Annotated in this window: 19 protein-coding genes and 1 riboswitch; of the genes, 11 read left to right on the top strand and 8 right to left on the bottom strand. The window is 30.2% G+C overall.

Annotated elements, in window-relative coordinates:
* The first annotated feature begins 19 nt into the window (after positions 1-19).
* The 8 genes from BXQ17_RS08620 to BXQ17_RS08585 all read left to right on the top strand — a co-directional run bounded on the left by BXQ17_RS08620 (position 20) and on the right by BXQ17_RS08585 (position 9,316).
* Positions 20-1,471 carry a quinol:cytochrome C oxidoreductase gene (locus BXQ17_RS08620; protein WP_077810257.1) on the top strand — a complete coding sequence of 484 codons (1,452 nt, stop codon included), beginning with the start codon at positions 20-22 and terminating at the stop codon, positions 1,469-1,471.
* 37 nt (positions 1,472-1,508) lie between these two features.
* Positions 1,509-2,516, top strand: a complete 1,008-nt coding sequence (locus BXQ17_RS08615) for a cytochrome c oxidase subunit II (RefSeq protein WP_077810256.1) — start codon at positions 1,509-1,511, stop codon at positions 2,514-2,516.
* 33 nt (positions 2,517-2,549) lie between these two features.
* Positions 2,550-4,331: a cbb3-type cytochrome c oxidase subunit I gene (locus tag BXQ17_RS08610; RefSeq protein WP_077810255.1), complete on the top strand. Its 1,782-nt coding sequence runs from the start codon at positions 2,550-2,552 to the stop codon at positions 4,329-4,331.
* 102 nt (positions 4,332-4,433) lie between these two features.
* On the top strand, positions 4,434-5,456 hold the full coding sequence (gene ruvB / locus BXQ17_RS08605) for a Holliday junction branch migration DNA helicase RuvB (protein WP_077810254.1): 1,023 nt from the start codon (positions 4,434-4,436) through the stop codon (positions 5,454-5,456).
* Positions 5,456-7,183 (top strand): SulP family inorganic anion transporter, encoded by a 1,728-nt coding sequence (locus BXQ17_RS08600; protein WP_077810253.1) that lies wholly within the window; start codon positions 5,456-5,458, stop codon positions 7,181-7,183. Before ruvB ends, BXQ17_RS08600 begins: the two co-directional genes overlap by 1 nt.
* Before the next feature lie 83 nt (positions 7,184-7,266).
* Complete coding sequence (locus BXQ17_RS08595; RefSeq protein ID WP_077810252.1) at positions 7,267-8,673, top strand: rhodanese-like domain-containing protein; 1,407 nt, start codon at positions 7,267-7,269, stop codon at positions 8,671-8,673.
* A gap of 5 nt (positions 8,674-8,678) precedes the next feature.
* The gene (locus tag BXQ17_RS08590) at positions 8,679-9,044 is read left to right on the top strand and encodes a rhodanese-like domain-containing protein (protein WP_077810251.1); all 366 of its coding nucleotides are present in this window, start codon (positions 8,679-8,681) and stop codon (positions 9,042-9,044) included.
* A complete protein-coding gene (locus BXQ17_RS08585) occupies positions 9,026-9,316 on the top strand; it encodes a heavy-metal-associated domain-containing protein (RefSeq protein WP_254712353.1) in 291 nt (96 codons plus the stop codon). Before BXQ17_RS08590 ends, BXQ17_RS08585 begins: the two co-directional genes overlap by 19 nt.
* A gap of 58 nt (positions 9,317-9,374) precedes the next feature.
* On the opposite strand, the gene BXQ17_RS08580 is transcribed toward BXQ17_RS08585, so the two are convergent.
* Both BXQ17_RS08580 and BXQ17_RS08575 read right to left on the bottom strand, forming a co-directional pair.
* Positions 9,375-10,238: an RNA polymerase sigma factor RpoD/SigA gene (locus BXQ17_RS08580; RefSeq protein ID WP_077810250.1), complete on the bottom strand. Its 864-nt coding sequence runs from the start codon at positions 10,236-10,238 to the stop codon at positions 9,375-9,377.
* A gap of 276 nt (positions 10,239-10,514) precedes the next feature.
* Positions 10,515-12,932, bottom strand: a complete 2,418-nt coding sequence (locus tag BXQ17_RS08575) for a TonB-dependent receptor (RefSeq protein WP_077810249.1) — start codon at positions 12,930-12,932, stop codon at positions 10,515-10,517.
* 133 nt (positions 12,933-13,065) lie between these two features.
* Positions 13,066-13,157: riboswitch (TPP riboswitch) on the bottom strand.
* 160 nt (positions 13,158-13,317) lie between these two features.
* Here BXQ17_RS08575 and BXQ17_RS08570 point away from each other — a divergent pair.
* A complete protein-coding gene (locus BXQ17_RS08570; protein ID WP_077810248.1) occupies positions 13,318-14,517 on the top strand; it encodes a BamA/TamA family outer membrane protein in 1,200 nt (399 codons plus the stop codon).
* 7 nt (positions 14,518-14,524) lie between these two features.
* On the opposite strand, the gene arfB is transcribed toward BXQ17_RS08570, so the two are convergent.
* The 5 genes from arfB to BXQ17_RS08545 all read right to left on the bottom strand — a co-directional run bounded on the left by arfB (position 14,525) and on the right by BXQ17_RS08545 (position 17,661).
* A complete protein-coding gene (arfB, locus tag BXQ17_RS08565) occupies positions 14,525-14,929 on the bottom strand; it encodes an alternative ribosome rescue aminoacyl-tRNA hydrolase ArfB (RefSeq protein ID WP_077810247.1) in 405 nt (134 codons plus the stop codon).
* Between the two features lies 1 nt (position 14,930).
* Positions 14,931-15,590: an AAA family ATPase gene (locus tag BXQ17_RS08560; RefSeq protein WP_077810246.1), complete on the bottom strand. Its 660-nt coding sequence runs from the start codon at positions 15,588-15,590 to the stop codon at positions 14,931-14,933.
* Entirely contained in the window at positions 15,551-16,183 is a 633-nt protein-coding gene (gene pnuC / locus BXQ17_RS08555; protein ID WP_077810245.1) for a nicotinamide riboside transporter PnuC, read from the bottom strand. Before pnuC ends, BXQ17_RS08560 begins: the two co-directional genes overlap by 40 nt.
* Positions 16,184-16,186: 3 nt before the next feature.
* Complete coding sequence (locus BXQ17_RS08550) at positions 16,187-16,909, bottom strand: geranylgeranylglyceryl/heptaprenylglyceryl phosphate synthase (protein WP_077810244.1); 723 nt, start codon at positions 16,907-16,909, stop codon at positions 16,187-16,189.
* Positions 16,910-17,034: 125 nt separating this feature from the next.
* Positions 17,035-17,661, bottom strand: coding sequence for a 4'-phosphopantetheinyl transferase superfamily protein (locus tag BXQ17_RS08545; RefSeq protein WP_077810243.1), 627 nt, complete (start codon positions 17,659-17,661; stop codon positions 17,035-17,037).
* A 63-nt stretch (positions 17,662-17,724) separates the two neighbouring features.
* Here BXQ17_RS08545 and ahcY point away from each other — a divergent pair, with 63 nt between their 5' ends.
* Both ahcY and BXQ17_RS08535 read left to right on the top strand, forming a co-directional pair.
* Positions 17,725-19,038, top strand: a complete 1,314-nt coding sequence (gene ahcY, locus BXQ17_RS08540) for an adenosylhomocysteinase (protein WP_077810241.1) — start codon at positions 17,725-17,727, stop codon at positions 19,036-19,038.
* A 245-nt stretch (positions 19,039-19,283) separates the two neighbouring features.
* Positions 19,284-20,090: a DNA/RNA non-specific endonuclease gene (locus tag BXQ17_RS08535; protein WP_077810240.1), complete on the top strand. Its 807-nt coding sequence runs from the start codon at positions 19,284-19,286 to the stop codon at positions 20,088-20,090.
* 71 nt (positions 20,091-20,161) lie between these two features.
* On the opposite strand, the gene BXQ17_RS08530 is transcribed toward BXQ17_RS08535, so the two are convergent.
* Positions 20,162-21,280, bottom strand: coding sequence for a permease (locus BXQ17_RS08530; protein WP_077810239.1), 1,119 nt, complete (start codon positions 21,278-21,280; stop codon positions 20,162-20,164).
* Between the last annotated feature and the right edge of the window lies 1 nt (position 21,281).

Here is a 21,281-nt window from a genome sequence, read left to right as displayed (position 1 = left end):
AAGATAGAATACGAAAGATATGTATCAATTCTCAGGTAAATTAAAGACATTCTCATTAGCACTTATTGTTTTAGGTGTTATTGGAATAGCATTCAGTTTTTACAGTGGTTCACAAACTACTATAGAAGATGCTAAACATGCAATTGAAGCAGCTAGTAATGATGGTCATGGAGGTTCACATGGTGAATCTATTGAAGCTCCTCATACTTCTGATAATTCAAAAGTAGATAATAATGCTTCTGGTGTTCATCACGGAGAAGGAAGTGTTGACACTACAATGAGTGGTCATGGTGCTCATGACGATGATTCTCATGCAGAACATGTTTTACATCAATTACAAAATAGACCATGGTCTGCATTTTATGTAGCATTGTTCTTTTCTCTTGGTTTAACTTTATTAGTTTTAACTTTCTATGCAATTCAAAGAGTAGCACAAGTTGGTTGGTCTGTGGTTATTTTAAGAGTTATGGAAGCTATCACAGGAAATTTATTACCTGTATCTATCTTAATGGCAATTGTTATTATTGCCTCTGTAATGCATTTAAATCATTTATTCCCTTGGATGGCGGAAGGTACTTTTGATCCTTCAAGTGAAAACTATGACCCTATAGTAGATGGTAAATCTTGGTGGATTAATTCAACTGGTTTCCTTGTAAGAAGTATAATTTATTTAATTCTTTGGAATACTTATAGGTTTTTCATCAGAAAAAATTCTATCAAAGAAGATACTGCAAATGATGGTAACAAAACTTACAAGAAGAACTATAACGCTTCAGTTATTTTCTTGTTTGTATTTATGATTACAGAAACTATGATGTCTTGGGATTGGATTATGGGATTAGATCCTCACTGGTTCTCTACATTATTTGCATGGTATGTATTAGCTACATTATTAGTAAGTGCTTTAACAGTTATTGCATTCTTTACGATATACTTAAGATCTAAAAATGCTTTACCAGGTGTTAACGATAGTCATATTCATGATTTAGCTAAGTTTATGTTTGGTTTTTCTGTATTCTGGACATATTTATGGTTTGCTCAGTTTATGTTAATTTGGTATGCAGATATACCAGAAGAAACAACATATTATGTAGCAAGATTTACAGAGTATAAATTACCATTTTTAGGTATGGTTGTTATGAACTTTGCTTTTCCAGTATTATTATTAATTAATAGTGATTTTAAAAGTAAACCTTGGTTTGTTTTTATTGGTGGAGTTGTAATATTAGCAGGACACTATATTGATGTATTTATTATGGTGATGCCATCTACTGTTGGTGCACAATGGTTCTTCGGAATACCAGAAATTAGTGCTTTATTATTCTTTATTGGTTTAATAATTTATACAACTTTAAGTTCTTTTGCTAAAGCGAATCCTGTACCAAAAGGAAATCCATTTTTAGCAGAAAGTGAACATTTCCATTACTATAATATTGAACATTCTGGAGAAGATTCAGGAGATCATCATTAATAAATAATTTAATTAAAATAAATAAGACAAGATAAATATGCTAGCTCTATTTTATATTTTTATAGGTGTTGCAATTGGTGTAAGTGTTTGGCAAATTACTAGAATCATGGATTTTAGAAGTTCTATTGCCAATGATCAAGATAATGCTGCTCAAGGTAAATTTGCAATTGCTTTCATGGCTTTTCTATATGCTATGATGATTTACTGTTTAATTTTTATGAACGTAATTATGTTGCCAGAATCAGCTTCTTATGAAGGTGAGCATGATGACAACTTATTCGATATTACTTTTTGGTTAATTGGTATTGTTCAATTTATAATGCAATTCTTAATTTTCTATTTCACATTTAAGTATAGAGGAAGTAAAGACAGAAAAGCTAAGTTTTATGCAGACAGTCATAAGTTAGAATTTATTTGGACAGTTACTCCAGCCATCGTTTTAGTACTGTTAATAGGATACGGTTTATGGCAATGGAATAACGTAATGGATTTATCTGACGCCGAAGATCCAATTGTAATAGAAGTTTATTCTCAACAATTTAGATGGGATGCTCGTTATGCTGGTGCAGATAACACTTTAGGATTAGGTAATGTAAACTTTATTAAAGGTATTAACACAATGGGTGTTGATATGTCTGATAAAAATTCTGCAGACGATAAACAAGTTACAGAATTGTATTTACCAAAAGGAAGAAAAATTCATTTTAAGTTCCGTTCTCAGGATGTGTTACACTCAGCTTATATGCCTCACTTTAGAGCTCAAATGAACTGTGTGCCTGGTATGGTTACAGAATTTGGATTTACACCGAAGTACACGACTTTAGAGATGAGAGATCAGCCAGAAGTTATAGAAAAGTCTATTGGTATTAATAAAATAAGAAAAGCTAAAGGAGAAGATCCTTATGTGTTTGATTATTTATTATTATGTAATAAGATTTGTGGTGCATCTCACTATAATATGCAAATGAAAATTACTGTTGTAGAACAAGAAGAATACGACAAGTGGTTATCAGAACAACCAACATTAGCTGAAGTTATTAAATAAATTATAATAAAATTACTACAAACAAGTAAGATTATGTCAGAACATCATCATAAAGAAACTTTTGTAACAAAATATATTTTTAGTCAAGATCATAAAATGATCTCTAAACAGTTTTTAGTAACTGGTATGTTTATGGGTATTATAGCCGTTTTAATGTCTATGTTATTCCGTTTACAACTTGCATGGCCAGATACTTCTTTTTCAATTGTTGAAGCATTTTTAGGTTCTCATCAAACAGATGGTATTATGGATCCTGATATGTATTTAGCATTAGTTACAATACACGGTACTATTATGGTATTCTTTGTATTGACAGCAGGATTAAGTGGTACTTTTTCAAACTTATTAATTCCATTACAAATTGGAGCTAGAGATATGGCCTCAGGATTCCTAAACATGGTTTCTTATTGGTTGTTTTTCTTGTCTAGTATAATTATGGTTATGTCTTTATTTGTTGAGGCTGGACCAGCAGCAGCAGGTTGGACTATTTATCCACCATTAAGTGCTTTACCACAAGCCATTCCTGGTTCTGGTATGGGTATGACTTTATGGTTGGTTTCTATGGCTATATTTATTGCATCTTCTTTAATAGGATCATTAAATTATATAGTTACCGTTCTTAATTTACGTACTAAAGGAATGAAAATGACAAGATTGCCACTAACTATGTGGGCATTCTTTATTACAGCAATAATTGGTGTAGTTTCTTTCCCTGTATTATTATCGGCTGCTTTATTATTGATTTTCGATAGAAGTTTTGGTACATCTTTTTACTTATCAGATATTTTTATTTCTGGTGAAGTATTACACTACCAAGGAGGATCACCAGTATTATTTGAACACTTATTTTGGTTCTTAGGTCACCCAGAGGTATATATTGTATTATTACCTGCATTAGGTATTACATCAGAAATTATTTCTACAAATGCAAGAAAGCCAATTTTTGGATATAGAGCAATGATTGGTTCTATCATGGCAATTGCATTTTTATCAACAATTGTTTGGGGTCACCATATGTTTATCTCTGGAATGAATCCTTTCTTAGGATCCGTGTTTACATTTACAACCTTATTAATTGCAATTCCTTCTGCAGTAAAGGCGTTTAATTACGTAACAACGTTATGGAAAGGTAACTTACAATTAAATCCTGCTATGTTATTTTCTATTGGTTTAGTTTCTACTTTCGTAACAGGAGGTTTAACAGGATTGGTTTTAGGAGATTCTGCTTTAGATATTAATATTCACGATACTTACTTTGTTGTGGCTCACTTCCACCTAGTAATGGGTGTTTCTGCAATCTTTGGTATGTTTGCTGGTGTTTATCATTGGTTCCCAAAAATGTATGGTAGAATGATGAATAAGACTTTAGGTTATTGGCATTTTTGGTTAAGTATTATATGTGCTTACGGAGTATTCTGGCCAATGCACTTTATAGGTTTAGCAGGTTTACCACGTAGATATTATACAAACACAAATTTTCCAATGTTTGATGATTTAGCAGATATCAATGTTGTTATTACAATTTTTGCATTGGTTGGTGGTATCGCTCAGATATTCTTTATTGCTAATTTCTTTATCTCTATGTATAGAGGCGAAAAAGCAACACAAAACCCATGGAAATCTAACACTTTAGAATGGACAACACCGGTAGAGCATGTACATGGTAACTGGCCTGGTAAATTACCAGAAGTTCATAGATGGGCATATGATTACAGTAAGCGTGTAGATCCTAATGATGATGATAGTGATTATTTACATGGTGAAGATTTTGTTTTACAAACAACACCATTATTAGACGGTGAAGAACCATCTTAATAATTATAAAATATAATTTAAAAAACCTTTCCAGCAATGGAAAGGTTTTTTTGTGTAACAAAACTTACATTTTAGTATTTTAAATAATATTATCTTTGTTTTATGAATGAAAACTTAAATCCTGACAATAGTAACTTTTCTAATGAAGACTTTGATGTTGAAAAGAAGTTAAGACCTTTATCTTTTGATGATTTTACGGGTCAAGATCAAGCTATTGATAATTTAAAAGTCTTTGTTCAGGCAGCAAATAAAAGGAATGAAGCTTTAGATCATACTTTATTCCATGGTCCTCCTGGTTTAGGAAAAACGACACTCGCACATATTCTAGCAAATGAATTAGAAGTAGGAATTAAAGTTACTTCTGGACCTGTTTTAGACAAACCTGGTGATTTAGCAGGATTACTTACAAATCTTGATGAAAGAGATGTTTTATTTATTGATGAAATACATCGTTTAAGTCCAATAGTAGAAGAGTACTTGTATTCTGCAATGGAAGATTACAAAATAGATATAATGATTGAGTCTGGTCCAAATGCACGTACAGTTCAAATTCACTTAGAACCTTTTACTTTAATTGGTGCTACCACTCGATCTGGATTATTAACTGCACCAATGCGTGCACGTTTCGGAATTAGTAGTAGATTACATTATTATAAAACGGATTTATTAACCACTATTATTCAAAGAAGTGCGCACATTTTAGGCGTTCCTATTTCTATGGAAGCAGCGATCGAGATTGCTGGTCGCAGCAGAGGAACTCCAAGAATAGCAAATGCATTGTTGCGTAGGGTTAGAGATTTTGCAGAGATAAAAGGTGAAGGGAATATCACTATTGAAATAGCTAAATATTCTTTAAAAGCATTAAATGTTGATGCCCATGGTTTGGATGAAATGGATAACAAAATCTTGGCTACAATAATCGATAAATTTAAAGGAGGACCAGTTGGTATTAGTACAATTGCAACTGCTGTTTCTGAAAATACAGAAACAATAGAAGAAGTTTATGAGCCTTTTCTTATACAACAAGGATTTATAATGAGAACTCCAAGAGGTAGAGAAGTAACAGAGTTAGCATATAAGCATTTAGGAAGAACAAAAGGAGCTAATCAAGGAGAATTGTTTTAATGAACTTAAAAAAGATAATACCTATTTTAGAATGGTTGCCAAACTACAATTCTTCGCTGTTTAAAGGAGATTTAGTAGCGGGTATAACTGTAGGAATTATTTTAATTCCACAAGGAATTGCATATGCTTTAATTGCAGGTTTACCACCAATTTATGGTTTATACTGTGCGTTGGTTCCACAGATTATGTATGCTATTTTTGGCTCTTCTAGACAAGTAGCTATTGGTCCGGTAGCAATGGATTCTTTAATTGTTGCTACAGGTGTTTCTACCTTAGCTTTGGCAGGATCTGAAAGTTACATTTCTATTGCAATATTATTGGCTTTAATGGTTGGTGCTATTCAGTTTATAATGGGAGTATTTAGTCTCGGTTTTATTGTGAATTTCCTGTCAAAACCTGTTATTACTGGCTTTACATCTGCAGTAGCACTGATTATTGGTTTTAATCAATTTAGAAATTTATTAGGTGTAGATTTTGTTCAGAGCGATCAAATTCAGATAATTTTAGAAGACATTATTTATAATATTAGTAATTATAATTACCATACAACTGTTATAGGTTTGTTTTCTGTAATTGTAATTATTTTCTTTCGTAAGATAAATAAGAAAATTCCGAATGCATTAATTGTTGTTATTCTTGGTATTATCACAATGAAATACTTTGGTAAAAGCTTTGAAGATGTTTCTATTGTAAAAGACATTCCGTCTGGATTACCAAAGTTTGAACTACCAACTTTTGATTTTGATCAAATTAAAGAGTTAATGCCTATTGCTTTAACTTTAGTAATGGTTGGTTATTTAGAAACCATTTCTATTGGTAAATCTTTAGAAGCTAAACAAGACGAATATAGTATTAGACCAAATCAAGAATTAATAGCATTAGGTATTAGTAATATGGTTGGTTCTTTATTTAAAGCATACCCAAGTACTTCTAGTTTTTCTAGATCTGCAATAAATCAAGAAAGTGGCGCTAAAACAGGTATGGCAGCATTAATATCTGTAATTATGGTGGTAATTACGTTGCTATTTTTAACACCTTTATTTTATCATTTACCAAAAACAGTTTTAGCAGCTATTATTATTGTTGCTGTATTTGGTTTGGTAAATTTTAAAGAGGCGCGTTTTTTATGGAAAGCAAATAAACTCGATTTTTGGTTAATGTTAGCAACCTTTTTGGCCACATTATTACTTGGAATTGAATATGGTATTATTGTTGGTGTAGGTTTATCTCTAATCATTTTGATTTTTAGAACCTCGAGACCGTATGTAGCAGAATTAGGTAAAGTCCCAAACTCTAATTTTTACAGAAATAAAAACAGATTTGATGAAGTTGTTATTGATGATGATATTCTAGTTTTTAGATTTGATGCACAATTATTTTATGCAAACTCTAGTTATTTTAGAGATAAACTTGATGAAATGATGTGTAGAAAAGGTTCTGCATTAAAATTGATTGTATTAGATGCAGAAAGTATTAATAGAGTTGATAGTACAGGAGTAGAAATGCTTAAAGAACGAATTAAATATTGTCAAAAACGAAATATTACATTCTATTTTGCAGGTGTTAAAGGTCCTGTAAGAGACGATTTATTTAGAAGTGGAATTTTAGAAATTATTGATTTAAAACATTTCTTTATGCGTGCAAACCAAGCGGTAAAATTCTATAAAACCGGAGACCGATCGCATCAAGAGAAATACGCGAAATATATACATCAAGCTTACGATTAAGCTTTAACTTAAAACTGATAAATATCATTTAGTAATTTTCACTATTGATGTTATTTTGAAGTGTAATAAATGAAGAACAGATTATGATAATAGAACAAATTTATACAGGTTGTTTAGCACAAGGTGCTTATTATATTGAAAGTAAAGGAGAAGTAGCAATTATAGATCCTTTAAGAGAAGTACAAGATTATATTGATAGAGCAGCAAAAACTAATTCAAAAATTAAGTACATTTTTGAAACACATTTTCATGCAGATTTTGTTAGTGGGCACGTAACTCTTGCAGAAAAAACAGGAGCAGATATTGTTTATGGTCCAACGGCAAAAACTAATTTTAATGCAATAATAGCAGAAGATAATCAAGTTTTTAAAGTTGGAGATATTTCTATAACGGTATTACACACACCTGGTCATACAATGGAAAGTTCTTGTTATTTGTTAAAAGATGAGAATGGTAAAAATCATGCTCTTTTTAGCGGAGATACATTATTCTTAGGCGATGTTGGTAGACCAGATTTAGCTCAAAAAGGAGATATTACAGAAGAGGATTTAGCTGGTTTTCTATTTGATAGTTTAAGAACTAAAATTATGCCGTTAGCAGATGATGTTATTGTTTACCCAGCACATGGTGCGGGTTCTGCTTGTGGTAAAAATTTAAGTAAAGAAACAGTAGGTACAATTGGTAATCAAAAAGAAACAAATTATGCTTTAAGAGCTAACATGACAAAAGAAGAGTTTATAAAAGAAGTTACAGATGGTTTATTACCACCACCAGCTTACTTTCCTTTAAATGTTAAATTAAATAAAGAAGGTTATAAATCTATAGATGATGTTATAAAAACATCTACAAAACCATTGTCTGTAAAAGATTTTGAACTGGTTGCAAACGAAACTGATGCTATTATTTTAGATGTACGTCATCAAACAGAGTTTATAAAAGGATTTATTCCTCAATCTATTTTTATTGGAATAGACGGCGGATTTGCACCTTGGGTTGGTGCATTAATAAAAGATATTACACAACCAATTTTATTAGTAGCAGCAAAAGGTAGAGAAGAAGATACAATTACAAGATTATCTAGAGTTGGTTTTGATAATGTATTAGGTTATTTAGAAGGTAGTTTTGATGCTTGGAAACAAGCAGGAAAAGAAATTGATACTTTAGAATCTGTTTCTGCATCTGTATTAGAAGAAAAAATAAAAGAAAACATGCCTGTTTTTGATGTAAGAAAGCCGGGTGAGTTTTCTAGCGAACATATAAATGTTGCTGAAAGCACACCTTTAGATTTTTTAAATGATCATATTTCACAATTTCCAAAAAAAGGAGATTTTTATATACATTGTGCAGGTGGTTATCGTTCTGTAATTGCTGCTTCGATACTTAAAGCAAGAGGTTTTCATAATGTAATTGATGTGGCAGGTGGTTTTGGTGCAATAAGAAAAACTGATATCGACACAACTGCTGCCGTTTGTCCGTCTACTTTAAAATAGTTTTAATGAAACATTTTATTTGTTTATTAGTTGCATCTATGTTTTTTATTACTTGTAAACCTCAAAGTGATACAAGTAATATAACTACTTTAGAATTAAAACGTATTTTAGAAGAAGATAGCATACAATTATTAGATGTTAGAACAGCTAAAGAAATTAAACAAGGTTTTATAAAAACTGCGATTTATGTAGATTATTTTGATGCAAATTTTTATGATAATGCCTCAAGAAAGTTAGATAAAAATCGAAAGGTGTTTGTGTATTGTAGAAGCGGAAATAGAAGTAAAAAAGCCATTAAAATATTAAGTAAAGCAGGTTTTAAGTGCGTTAATGTTTTAGGTGGATATAATCAATGGAAAAAAGAAAATTAGATAGTATGATTTCAGAAATAAAAATAGAAAATTTAAAATGTGGTGGTTGTGCTGCTACAATAAAAAAAGGTTTATTAAGTATAAATGAAGTTACAGATGTGCAAGTTGAAGTAGAGAATTCTACGGTTACCATAACATCAGAAAACGAAAATTTAGATTTGATAAAAGAAAAATTATCCAAATTAGGATATCCGGAAGTAGGAGATAAAAACACCATAGCTCATAAAGCAAAGTCATTTGTTAGTTGCGCTATTGGCAGAATAGATTCATAAAAATAAAAAATCTCAAAATGTAAATTTTGAGATTTTTTATTTTAAAAGTAATTTTTTTTTATCCTAAGTATGTTTTTAGCATTTGATTTTTAGATTTAGATTGCAATCGTCTTATTGCTCTTTGTTTTACTTGTCTTACTCTTTCTCTAGTTAAATCGAATTTTTCGCCAATTTCAGTTAAACTTGTAGCAACTTCATTACCAATACCGTAATACATTTTTAAAACTTTAGCTTCTTTAGATGTTAAAGTGTTTAAAGCTCGATCGATTTCTATTTTCAAAGACTGGTTCATTAAATCTTTATCTGGTTTAGGAGATTCATCAGACTGTAAAACATTGTATAAATTAGAATCTTCTCCGTCTTTAAAAGGTGCATCCATAGATAAAGATTTACCAGAATTTCTAATAGATTGTTCTACTTCTGTTTCTGTCATGTCTAAACTTTGTGCAATTTCTTTATTTGTAGGCATTCGTTGTTCATTTTGCTCTAGTCTAGCGTAAATTTTATTGATTTTACTAATGCTACCAATTTTATTTAATGGTAATCTTACAATTCTAGATTGTTCTGCTAAAGCTTGCATTATAGATTGACGAATCCACCAAACAGCATAAGAAATAAATTTAAAACCTCTTGTTTCATCAAAACGTTTTGCAGCTTTTACTAAACCTAAATTACCTTCGTTTATTAAGTCTGATAGTTTTAAACCTTGCCCTTGATATTGCTTAGCTACAGATACTACAAACCTTAAATTAGCTTTTACCAATTTATCTAACGCAATTGAATCTCCTGTTTTAATTTTTAGAGCCAATTCTACTTCTTCGTCTGCAGTTATTAAACCTATTTTACTTATTTCTTGAAAATATTTTTCTAAAGATTTTGCGTCTCTGTTGGTTACTTGCTTTACAATTTTAAGTTGTCTCATAAATTTTTAGTTTATTTTTTTGAATGAAGTGAGCTACTCTTTTAATTAGATTTGTTCTTTAAAAGAGAAAAAAGAAAAGGGATAAGATGTCTAGAAAACTTGTGGGTAAAACTTCTTGGTAAAAACACTGTAGAAAAGCGTAGTTTTTATGCTAAAAAAATTGAAGTTTAAAGGTTTTTTCATAGAATTTCAATATACAGAAAAACGAGCGATTTTCAAAGAAAAAGGCTCGTTTTATGATTTTATTAACCAAAATTGATTAAAAAAGTATATTTTTTAGAATTTTAGCGTTACACCAACTAAGAAGTTTCTAGTTGCTTGAGGGTAAAAACCGGCATAATCTAAAGTAGTTGTTTTATTTGGATCTGACCAAGTGTCATCAAAAGTACCATAGTAACCTCTGTCTACATATTCTCTATCAAAAATATTGTTTATTAAAGCAGTAAATACAATTGATTTAAAAATTTTATTAGGTTTTACTTCGTACACAAAGTTTAAATCTGAAGTAAAATAACTGTCTATAATATCACTATTAGAAACTTTGCTACCTAAGTTACTCATATATTGTTTGCCAACATATTTAGATAAGAAAGAAATTTGTAGGTTTTCTAATGGTTTGTAGATAAACATATTTCCAACAACTACGTCTGGAGAAAATGAAATGTCTGTATTTCCTAAATTTTGTAAAGCACCGTCTATTTTGGCAACAAAGTTTTTATTCTTATTAGAACTAAAAGCTGCATTTGGTTTAATTGAGAAATATTCATTTAAATAAATATCTGCATCTATTTCTAAACCTAATCTATAACTGTCTCCAGAAGTAGCTCTAATAGGTGCACCAACGTCATCTAAAGCACCAGTTAATACTAACTGATTTTTATAATTCATATAGTACACATTTGTATTTAATTTTACATACTCACTTTTTAATCTCCAACCAAATTCTAAATCATTTAAAGTTTCGTGTGTGTTTACGCCTCCTTCAAAATCATTTCTATTTGGCTCTCTATTAGCTACAGCAAAAGAAGTATATAAACTATTATTAGGATCTACTTTATATGTAAGTCCTACTTTAGGATTAAAGAAATCAAAATTTGCATCTACTGCAATGTTTTCTAAATCAGAAGTAATACCATTTGTTTGGTAGTTAACAAAACGACTTTGTAAATCTAAGTAACCAGAAAGATCTTCTGAAATTTTAAAGTTTGCTTTTGCAAAAACAGAAAAGTCGGTTTTTTTAGCATCAGAAAAATAATACTGATCTCTAATTTTTGTGTTTGGTGCTAAATCTTCTCCCCAAATCACTTCTCCGAAATGATCTCCGGTATAATTTGAATAAGAAATACCAGAAATTACATTGAAAGATTCGTTTTTGTAATTAGCATTAAAGTTAGCAACATAAAAATCATTTTGTAACCAACGTCTTACAATAACATCTGAACCATCAACAATTAAATTATTAAAATCTGCTGCATCTTCTTCTACTTTATATTGTTCGAAGTAACCAGAACCTTTTGTGTAGTTTAATGCTAAATTTGTAGACCAATTATCGTTTAATTGCTCATTCCAGTGCAATTGATAATGGTTTTGCTCGTAATTATCTACTTCATTATCATAAGTGTAATAATTGTATCTTCTGTCAGAATTTCTTAAATTTTCTGCTTCGCTATCACTTAAAAAGTTATCTGTAATATAATCTTCGATACCTTGAGCATCATTTTCTAATCTTACTTTAGGCGTACCGTACCAAGCTTGGTAGGTTTTTTCTTTTCCTCCGAAAGTAATTGCTTTTATTAAAGTATTATCATCAATATAACTTCCTTGTAAGAAGTAAGATTTTAGGTCTGATGATGCTCTGTCGATATATCCATCAGAAGAAATATTAGACAAACGACCTGCAATTTCTATATGATCGTTAATTTTACCTGTACTAAATTTTACAGTATGTTTTCTTGTGTTAAAAGAGCCAAAAGAGTTTGATATTTCTCCGTATGCTTCTTCTTGAGCAGCATCTGTTAAAATATTTAAACTTGCCCCAAAAGCACCAGAACCATTTGTAGAAGTACCAACACCACGTTGCAATTGTAAGTTCTGAGTTGAAGATGCAAAATCACCTAAATTAACCCAAAAAGTACCGTGGCTTTCTGCATCGTTATAAGGTATACCATTAACGGTTACATTAATTCTTTCTCCATTAGAACCACGCACGCTCATGTATGTGTAACCAACCCCTGCACCAGCATCTGATGAAGAAACAACAGAAGGCATATAGTTTAAAAGAATAGGAATATCTTGTCCTAGATTACGTTTTGCAATTTCTTTTTTAGATAAGTTAGAAAATGTTACCGGAGCATCGGTATTTGCTCTTACGGCAGCAACTAAAACTTCGTCTAAAACCATAGAACCTGTTTTAAGTTTTATAAAATACTCTTCGTTTTTAGAAAGTAAAACTCTTTGCGAAATAGTTTTGTAACCAATAAAAGAAACTTCTACTGTATAAGTACCTTTTTTAAGTTGCAAACTAAAGTTTCCTTTAAAATTTGTTGATGTTCCTTTTTTAATTTCTTTAATGTAAACAGATGCTCCTGGTAAAGGGTTTTCGTTTTCGTCTATTACAGTTCCAGAAAATTTAAAGGATTGTGCATTTGTAAGTATACTTACTAATAAGAATAAAAAAATTGTAATTTTTTTCATTTTAAATAATATAAAACGAATAAAAAGAGGCAATTATTCTGTGACTTTTTTTGAATAATTAGTTTTGGCATTTAGAAGAGTTTGCAACGTAATAGTGTTTTGTTTTTTTAAACCTATTGTAGTTAAAACTTCTTAATGACTTTGTTATAAATCCCTAAACAGCATTACCTGTTCTAGGTTCTTTGGGTATGATCTCAGCCTATTTAAGCACCCCTTTATGAGAACAATGCAAAATTAAGCTAGAATAGTTTAATGCGGAACTAAAAAGTGATTTATTTTAACTTTTAGTTAAGTTCTATAACTATCATTACCATTAAGTAAAATTTTATATGAGTTAATGTGTATAAAAAATCAGCACTAAATTTGTGCAAAATATCAATCAATCATGAAATCCAATCCATCAAACAACCTTTTTAAAAGAGTCGTTAATTTATTTTTCGCTCTTCTACTTTCTTTAACTGTTTATTCTCAGGAAGGTGAATCTAAAAAAGAAACCGGTTTAGATAAATTTGTAGAATATTTTACATTTTATCCGAATAAAGATAAAGTAGCTAAAGATTCTACCTTGTATTTATCAAAAATAATTACAGCACCAATTGTTAGTTATTCTCCAGAAACTAGTTTAGGGTTTGGTGTTGGCGCAAAATATTTGTTTAAATTTAAAGGAAGTGGAGATGAAACAAGAACGTCTAATATGCCTGTTTCTATGTTGTACACTTTAAATAATCAGTTTTTTATTTACTCAGGATTCGAGATTTTTACAAATCAAGAAGAATGGGTGATTTCTGGTAATTTGAGTTTTCAAAATTATCCAAAATATTACTACGGAATTGGTACAGATACATCAGAATCTAATGAAGAAATTTATGATACGTATCAATTTTTAATCGAACCAATTTTATTAAAAAGAGCGTTTACAAGATATTTGTTTTTAGGTGGTGGAGTTAGATACAACAAAGTTTATAAAACTAAAGTTGAAGAAAAAGGTCTGTTAGATGCAACTAGACCAACAGGTTATGATGGTTCTACTTCTACAGGTGTTGAGTTGGCAGTTTTGTATGATAGTAGAGATAATATTTTAAATGCATCTAAAGGTTGGTATTTCGAATTAACTAGAGGTTTTTACAACACATCTATGGGCGGAACGCATGATTTTGATTTAACACGTTTCGATTTACGTCATTATTTTAAAGTTTCAGCATCTAATAATGATGTAATTGCTATACAAGCAGTTGGTCATTTTGCGAACGGAAATGTGCCATTATCTGAGTTAGCGTTATTAGGAAACGAACAAATAATGCGTGGTTATTTAGAAGGAAGATTTATAGAAGAAAACTTATTAGCAGCTCAAATTGAATATAGAAAAACGTTTAAAGATAGTAGATTTGGTTTGGTAGGTTTTATTGGTGCAGGAGATGTGTTTAATAAAACTACTGATTTAAATATTGGCGATTTAAAGTTAAATTATGGTGTAGGACTTCGTTTTATGTTAGATAAAAAAGAGAAATTAAATATAAGATTTGATTATGGTGCAGGAAACGAAACAGACGGAAACTTCTATGTAAATATTGCCGAAGCTTATTAAATATGAGTTAGTCTAATTTAGGTCTTTTTCTTAATGCTTTTTTTACAGAATTTTTCTGTTTAGAATCTAGTCTTTTTCTGATAGCACTTTTAGATGGTTTCGATTTTTTACGTTTTTTAGGAACAATTAAATTATTTTTAATTAATTCTAAAAAACGTTTAATAGCTAATTCTTTATTTTTATGTTGAGATCTTGTTTCTTCACAAAATATAATTAGTACATCTTCTTTAGTAAGTTTTGTAGAAAGGTTTTTTTGCAATAAAACTTTTTCTTCATCAGTTATTGCTGATGAATTTTCTAAATCAAAAGTTAATTCTATTTTAGAAGATGTTTTATTAACATGTTGCCCACCAGCACCAGAACTTCTAATTGCTTTAAAATTTAATTCTTTTAAAATTAATTCTAAGTTCATTTTAATAGTCTAAAGAATTTCCAAAATCTGCAGAATTTTGATGTAAAAAATGCATATCTAAATCTAGTAACGAATCTGAAAATGAGTGTAAATTATCTTTATTTTCAATAATTTTATTGATAGCTTCTGTAGCGTTTTTTAACCTTGTCTCTTTATCTCCTTTTAACAAAAGATAGGGTCTTTTGTTTTTAATTAAGGCCTTTTCAAAAGCTTTAAACATTTCGAGTCTTTCCTCTGGCCTGTCACGTAAATCATCAGCTTCCCAAGGTGTATCGATATAAGTTAATAGATACAAATCATATTGGTTTTTAGTAGCTGCTTCATTTAGTTTATCATCTACAAAACCACCATAAAATTCTTCTGAATATACTTTTGTTTCCAATAAATCTGTATCACAAATAAGTATTTTATCTGCTTTTTTTGCTAACGAATTTTCTAGTTTCATTTGTCCAATTGCAATTGGTAATAAATCATCTTTCTCACAAGTTTTGCGCTCATTGTTCCATTTATCTTGCAGATATTCGCGTGCAAATTCCGGAGCCCAAACCGTATTGTAATAACGTGCTAATTGTCTAGAAAGTGTTGTTTTTCCTGTAGATTCTGGGCCAAATAAAACAACTTTTACGATGTTAATGGGGTCTTGTTTAAGTTCTTTTTCCATGCTAAATAGCCAAAAATGGCAATAAAAGTAAATCCGAAATATTGAAAACTAGTAAAGGTAAATCCTTTGTATAAATATAAAGGTACAGAAATTAAATCTCCAATAATCCAAAAAATCCAGTTTTCTATTTTACGTTTCGCCATTAACCACATACCTACAAAGAAAATGGCAGTTGTAAAAGTATCTACATAAGCAGTCCAATTTGTCCATTTTTCAAAATAAGTATAAACAGCGTACACAAAAATTAATGTTGCTATAAATATTAAAACACTTATTTTTTTCTCTTTATAAGTAGTTTTAGAAATTGGTGTTTCGCGTTCTCCATCGCTTTTGTAGGTCCAAATATACCAACCATAAATACTCATTATAAAATAATAAGCGTTAATCATCATATCACCTAAAAGTTCCCATTTTAGCAATAAATACACAAAAATTAAGGTACTTATCATTCCTGTCGGAAAAACTAAAACTTTATTTTTTTTGGAATACCAAACCGATAAAAACCCAAAAATAACGGCAATAATTTCTAAGACAATATCTATTGTTTCGTAGGTTTTGTATTGCTCAAACAAGAGGTTAAAAATTTCTGTCATTTTTTATTTTTTTAAGTCCTCAAAAAAGGTTTCATCATCTTCGAAAGCAGTACCAATTACAACTATATCCGCACCAGCATCAAAAGCTATATCTAATTGTTTTTTAGAACGAATACCGCCACCAACAATTAATGGAATTTCTAAACTATTCTCTACAATAGTAACAATACTTGCATCAACTGGCACAGTTGCACCAGAACCAGCTTCTAAATAGATTAACTTTTTGCCAGAGAATTCGCCTGCTAAAGAAGTGTTTAAAATCAATTCTACATCTTCTTGCGCAATTGGCTTTGTGTTGCTAACTCTTTGAGTTGCGGTTTCTTTTTGTCCGTCGATTAAAACATATCCAGTTGGTAAAATTTCTAAAGAAGAATTTTTTAATAATGGAACAGCTTTTATTTGTTGTTCAATTAAATATTCAGGATTTCTGCCAGAAAGTAAACTTAAAAATAAAATTCCGTCTGCTTTTTCTGAAATCTGAGAAACATCACCAGGAAATAAAACTACGGGTAAATGTGTGGTTTTTTTAATTTCAGAAACTACATTTTCTATTTGATTATTTATATCTGTGCTTCCGCCAATAAAAATATGTGTAGCAATAGATTGATGCACTTTTTCAAAAAAAGCAGCAATATTTTCTAAGTCTATTTTTTCTGGATCTATAAGAACAGCCAATAACTTTTTGCCTTCTTTTTTTGCTAATAAAATGTTTTGATAAATACTCACGAATGCGAAAATACAAAAGCTGAATGTGATTACGAGGATTTAAGCTGAACTTGTTTCAGTAAGAATGACCAAGTAATCGTATTTTAAACATTAAAGATTACGTTATTTCTTTAGAATGACAATACTTAATAAGCAAACACGCAGGTAAAACCATCAAACTCTAAAAACTCTATATTGTAAGATAATTCTTCGCCATCATATCTAATAGCTCCTGTTGTTTTTTGATCTTCAAACTTAAAATCTTCAATATAAATATTATGTAAAAACAGTAATTTTTTCTTTCCGTAGATTTTATATAAACTTTCTTTTGCACCCCAAACTATGGTTAATTTGCTTACCAATGCATCATGATTTGCAATTGTTTTATATTCTTCTATTGGTGTAAATTTATGTGCAATTTTTAAAATTTTGTCTCGCTGCATTTCAATATCTATACCAACATGAAGTTTATCAGAAATTATCAAGCCAGAAAAAGTAAAAGAATGCGTAATCGAAATGTATTTACCGTCTTTTAAATGCGGTTTTCCAAATTCATCATACATTAAATCTTCATCTGTATAACCAACCTCTTTAAGTAAGTGTCTTACACTTAAAAAACCTTTTTGATGCAAATCAGATTTCATGCTCTCTAAACGAGTTCTACTTTTTGGGGTTAGTAAAACGTTCTTATTTAATTCTTTAAAAGATTCATCAATCTTCCAGATTAGAACTTTGGTGTTATTATTTACCGTTAAACTTTTGTAAAGAGGCATACTTTTTTAAAATGGATGTCGTAACTTTGTAGTTCGAAAAATTAGAATATAAATATACATAATATGAGCACAAAAATAGCTTACGTACCAAATAAAGTTAAAGATATTTCTTTAGCTGCATGGGGAAGAAAAGAAATTAAATTGGCAGAAGCAGAAATGCCAGGGTTAATGTCTTTAAGAGAAGAATATAAAAATGAGCAGCCATTAAAAGGAGCTAGAATTGCAGGATGTTTACACATGACAATTCAAACAGCTGTTTTAATAGAAACTTTACAAGCTTTAGGTGCAGAGGTTACTTGGAGTTCTTGTAATATTTTTTCTACACAAGATCAAGCTGCTGCTGCAATAGCAGAAGCTGGTACTGCGGTTTATGCTTGGAAAGATATGACAGAAGAAGAGTTTGACTGGTGTATAGAACAAACTTTATTTTTTGGTGAAGACAGAAAACCATTAAATATGATTTTAGATGATGGTGGAGATTTAACAAACATGGTGTTAGATAAATATCCAGAATTAGCAGACGGAATAAACGGTTTGTCTGAAGAAACTACAACTGGTGTTCACAGACTTTACGAAAGAGTAAAAAACGGAACGTTGCCAATGCCAGCAATTAATGTAAACGATTCTGTTACAAAATCTAAATTCGATAACAAATATGGTTGTAAAGAATCTGCAGTAGATGCAATTCGTAGAGCAACAGATATTATGTTAGCTGGTAAAAGAGTAACAGTTTGTGGTTATGGTGATGTTGGTAAAGGTACAGCAGCTTCTTTTAAAGGAGCAGGTTCTATTGTAACTGTTACAGAAATAGACCCAATTTGTGCTTTACAGGCTGCAATGGACGGTTTCGAAGTAAAAAGATTAGAAACTGTGGTTGCAAATTCTGATATTATTATTACAACAACTGGTAATAAAGATATTATTCAAGGGCGTCATTTCGAAGCAATGAAAGACAAAGTTATAGTATGTAACATTGGGCATTTCGATAACGAAATTGATATGGCTTGGTTAAATAAAAACCATGGTAACACAAAAGATACTATAAAACCACAAGTAGACAAGTACGTTATAGACGGTAAAGATATTATTGTTTTAGCAGAAGGACGTTTAGTAAACTTAGGTTGTGCAACTGGGCACCCAAGTTTTGTAATGTCTAACTCGTTTACAAACCAAACTTTGGCTCAAATAGAACTTTGGACAAATGCAGACGCGTACAAAAACGATGTATACATGTTACCAAAACATTTAGATGAAAAAGTTGCAAAATTACACTTAGCAAAAATAGGAGTAGAGCTTACAGAATTAAGAGACGAGCAAGCTTCTTATATTGGTGTAACTGTAGAAGGACCATTTAAGCCAGAACATTACAGATACTAATAAAAGACAACGTTTTGTCGTTACTAGAAATAAATAACAAAATAATTTTTTAAAACTCAAAACTCTCTCATTAATTTGAGAGAGTTTTTTATTTTGGGCGTTTTAACAGGCTTTCACTACTCGCTTTTTTTCGTTCCTCAAAAAGAGCTCAAACAAACCGTTCAATCCTTAACGCATACTTACTTGCCTAATTTTAGCATTCTTTCTTACCTTTACAATTATTAAGAATTATAAACAAACCAATCTTGACAAAGAAGAAAATACTCTCTATAATAGCAGTTGTTATTTTAATTACAGTTCTAGGTTACGAACAGTTTTTAGACAACCCAAAAGAAAATTTTATAATTGAAGAAGGTAAAAAACCAAAAGCAGCAACAAATCAATATTTTTTGCCAACAAGTACTACAAATCAAGTAGTGCATCATCAACATTACTCTTTATCTTACAGCGAAAAACACGAACAAGCAGAATGGGTTGCGTACGAATTAAAAGCATCAGATTTAAGTAGAAATAATTTTAAAAGACCTTATTTTGAAATAGATAATGCTGTAAAAACAAAAGCAGCACATTGGCGTAATTACAAAAATTCGGGTTATGATAGAGGTCATTTATGTCCTGCCGGAGATAGAAAGTTTACAAAAACAGCGCACGACGAAACATTTTTAACAAGTAATATCAGTCCGCAAAAACATGCATTTAATGCTGGTATCTGGAATCGGTTAGAACAAAAAGTACGTTATTGGGCAAATAAAAACGATGGTGTTTTTGTAATAACAGGCGGTGTTTTAGAAAACAATTTACAAACAATTGGAAGCGAAAACGTAGCTGTGCCAAAAAAATTCTATAAAGTAATTTTAGACAAGACGAATAGCAAAATAAAAATGATTGCTTTTTTAGTGCCACATAAAGATTCGAAGTTACCATTGTATAAATTTGTTGTTTCTGTAAATAAAATAGAAGAATTAACAGGTATCGACTTTTTTAAAGAGCTAGAAGATGGTTTAGAAGAAAGGTTAGAAAGTTCTAGTAGTTATAAAAACTGGAGTTTTTAACTAAAAAAAGAAACCTTTCAAATGTAAATTGAAAGTTTTTTTTTAGAATTTACAAGACTATCATCATAAATTTATTTATCTACAGAAAGTTGAATTTCACTTTTTTTTAAACTCACTTTTTTATTAATCTTTAGATATATAGGGTACAAAACACCTATAAAAAATAGGATACCACATAGTATAAAAATGTTGCTAGTTTTAGCAAAAGTATCTCCAGCAGTTAAAATTCCTAAGATTAATAATACAGAAATTGGTAAAGAAAGCGCTAATATTGATAATGCGAAATTGATATCAAAAGTTCTTTTAACCGTTTTTTCTTTGGTTTCTTTTAAATGTATTGCAGAAATATGAGCAAAAGGCCAAAAGCTAGCAGAACTTAATCCGAAAGCAATCATTACTAAAATATCTTTAGTAACTGTTAAGTCTGCAAAAGAAATTACGGCAGCAATTAATAAAAGGGTAAACGAAGCTCTTAAAAGCAATAAAGAAAACAACTGAAAGAATTGTTGTTTTTTAATTTTAACCGCCAAACCAATAAAAAGTAATACCAAAGGCGTCATTATAAAGCTTAATCGACTTAACGTCATCGATAAAAAAATCGGAATTTTATCTAAAGTAATTCCAAAAGAAACTAATACCAATGCAACAATTATAAAAATGTTTACAGGTTCGTATAATAAAGCTTTTAAGAGACCTTTAAGTTTTGTTTTTAACGAGTTTGCTTCGAAGTCTGCATTGTTATAATGCCATTTTAATGCGACTAAATAAAGTAAAAAAAGCACAAAAAATTTATTTCCTAAATCTGCCATAGCAGCTTTTGCTAAATATCCATCACCTAAAAATTCTAAAATAAAAGCAAAGCAAGAAAGCCCAGGAGCCAAAGACGGTATTAAAAGTTTAGCACTTCTACCTTTATCAGAATTAGGATTGACACTAATAATTTTTAATAACAATGGTGTAACCGCAAAAAGTATTATATTAAAAGCTAATGCTAATAATGGAAATAACACCAGGTTTCCATCAATTTTAACTTTTAATAAAGCAATAAAAATAGTTGCGGGTAATGCAAGTGTAAGAATTATTTTTTTTAATCCATTGGTTTCATCGCCTACAGAAATTTTCTTTTTTAAGATGATTCCTATAATTATAAAGAGAATAAACGAAATAGATTTTTCTAATGCACCATCCATG

The organism is Polaribacter sp. BM10 (genome assembly GCF_002005425.1).
Taxonomy (GTDB): Bacteria; Bacteroidota; Bacteroidia; order Flavobacteriales; family Flavobacteriaceae; genus Polaribacter; species Polaribacter marinaquae.
The sequence above is the reverse complement of the archived record's forward strand: the minus strand, read 5'-3'. Positions and strand labels throughout refer to the sequence as shown.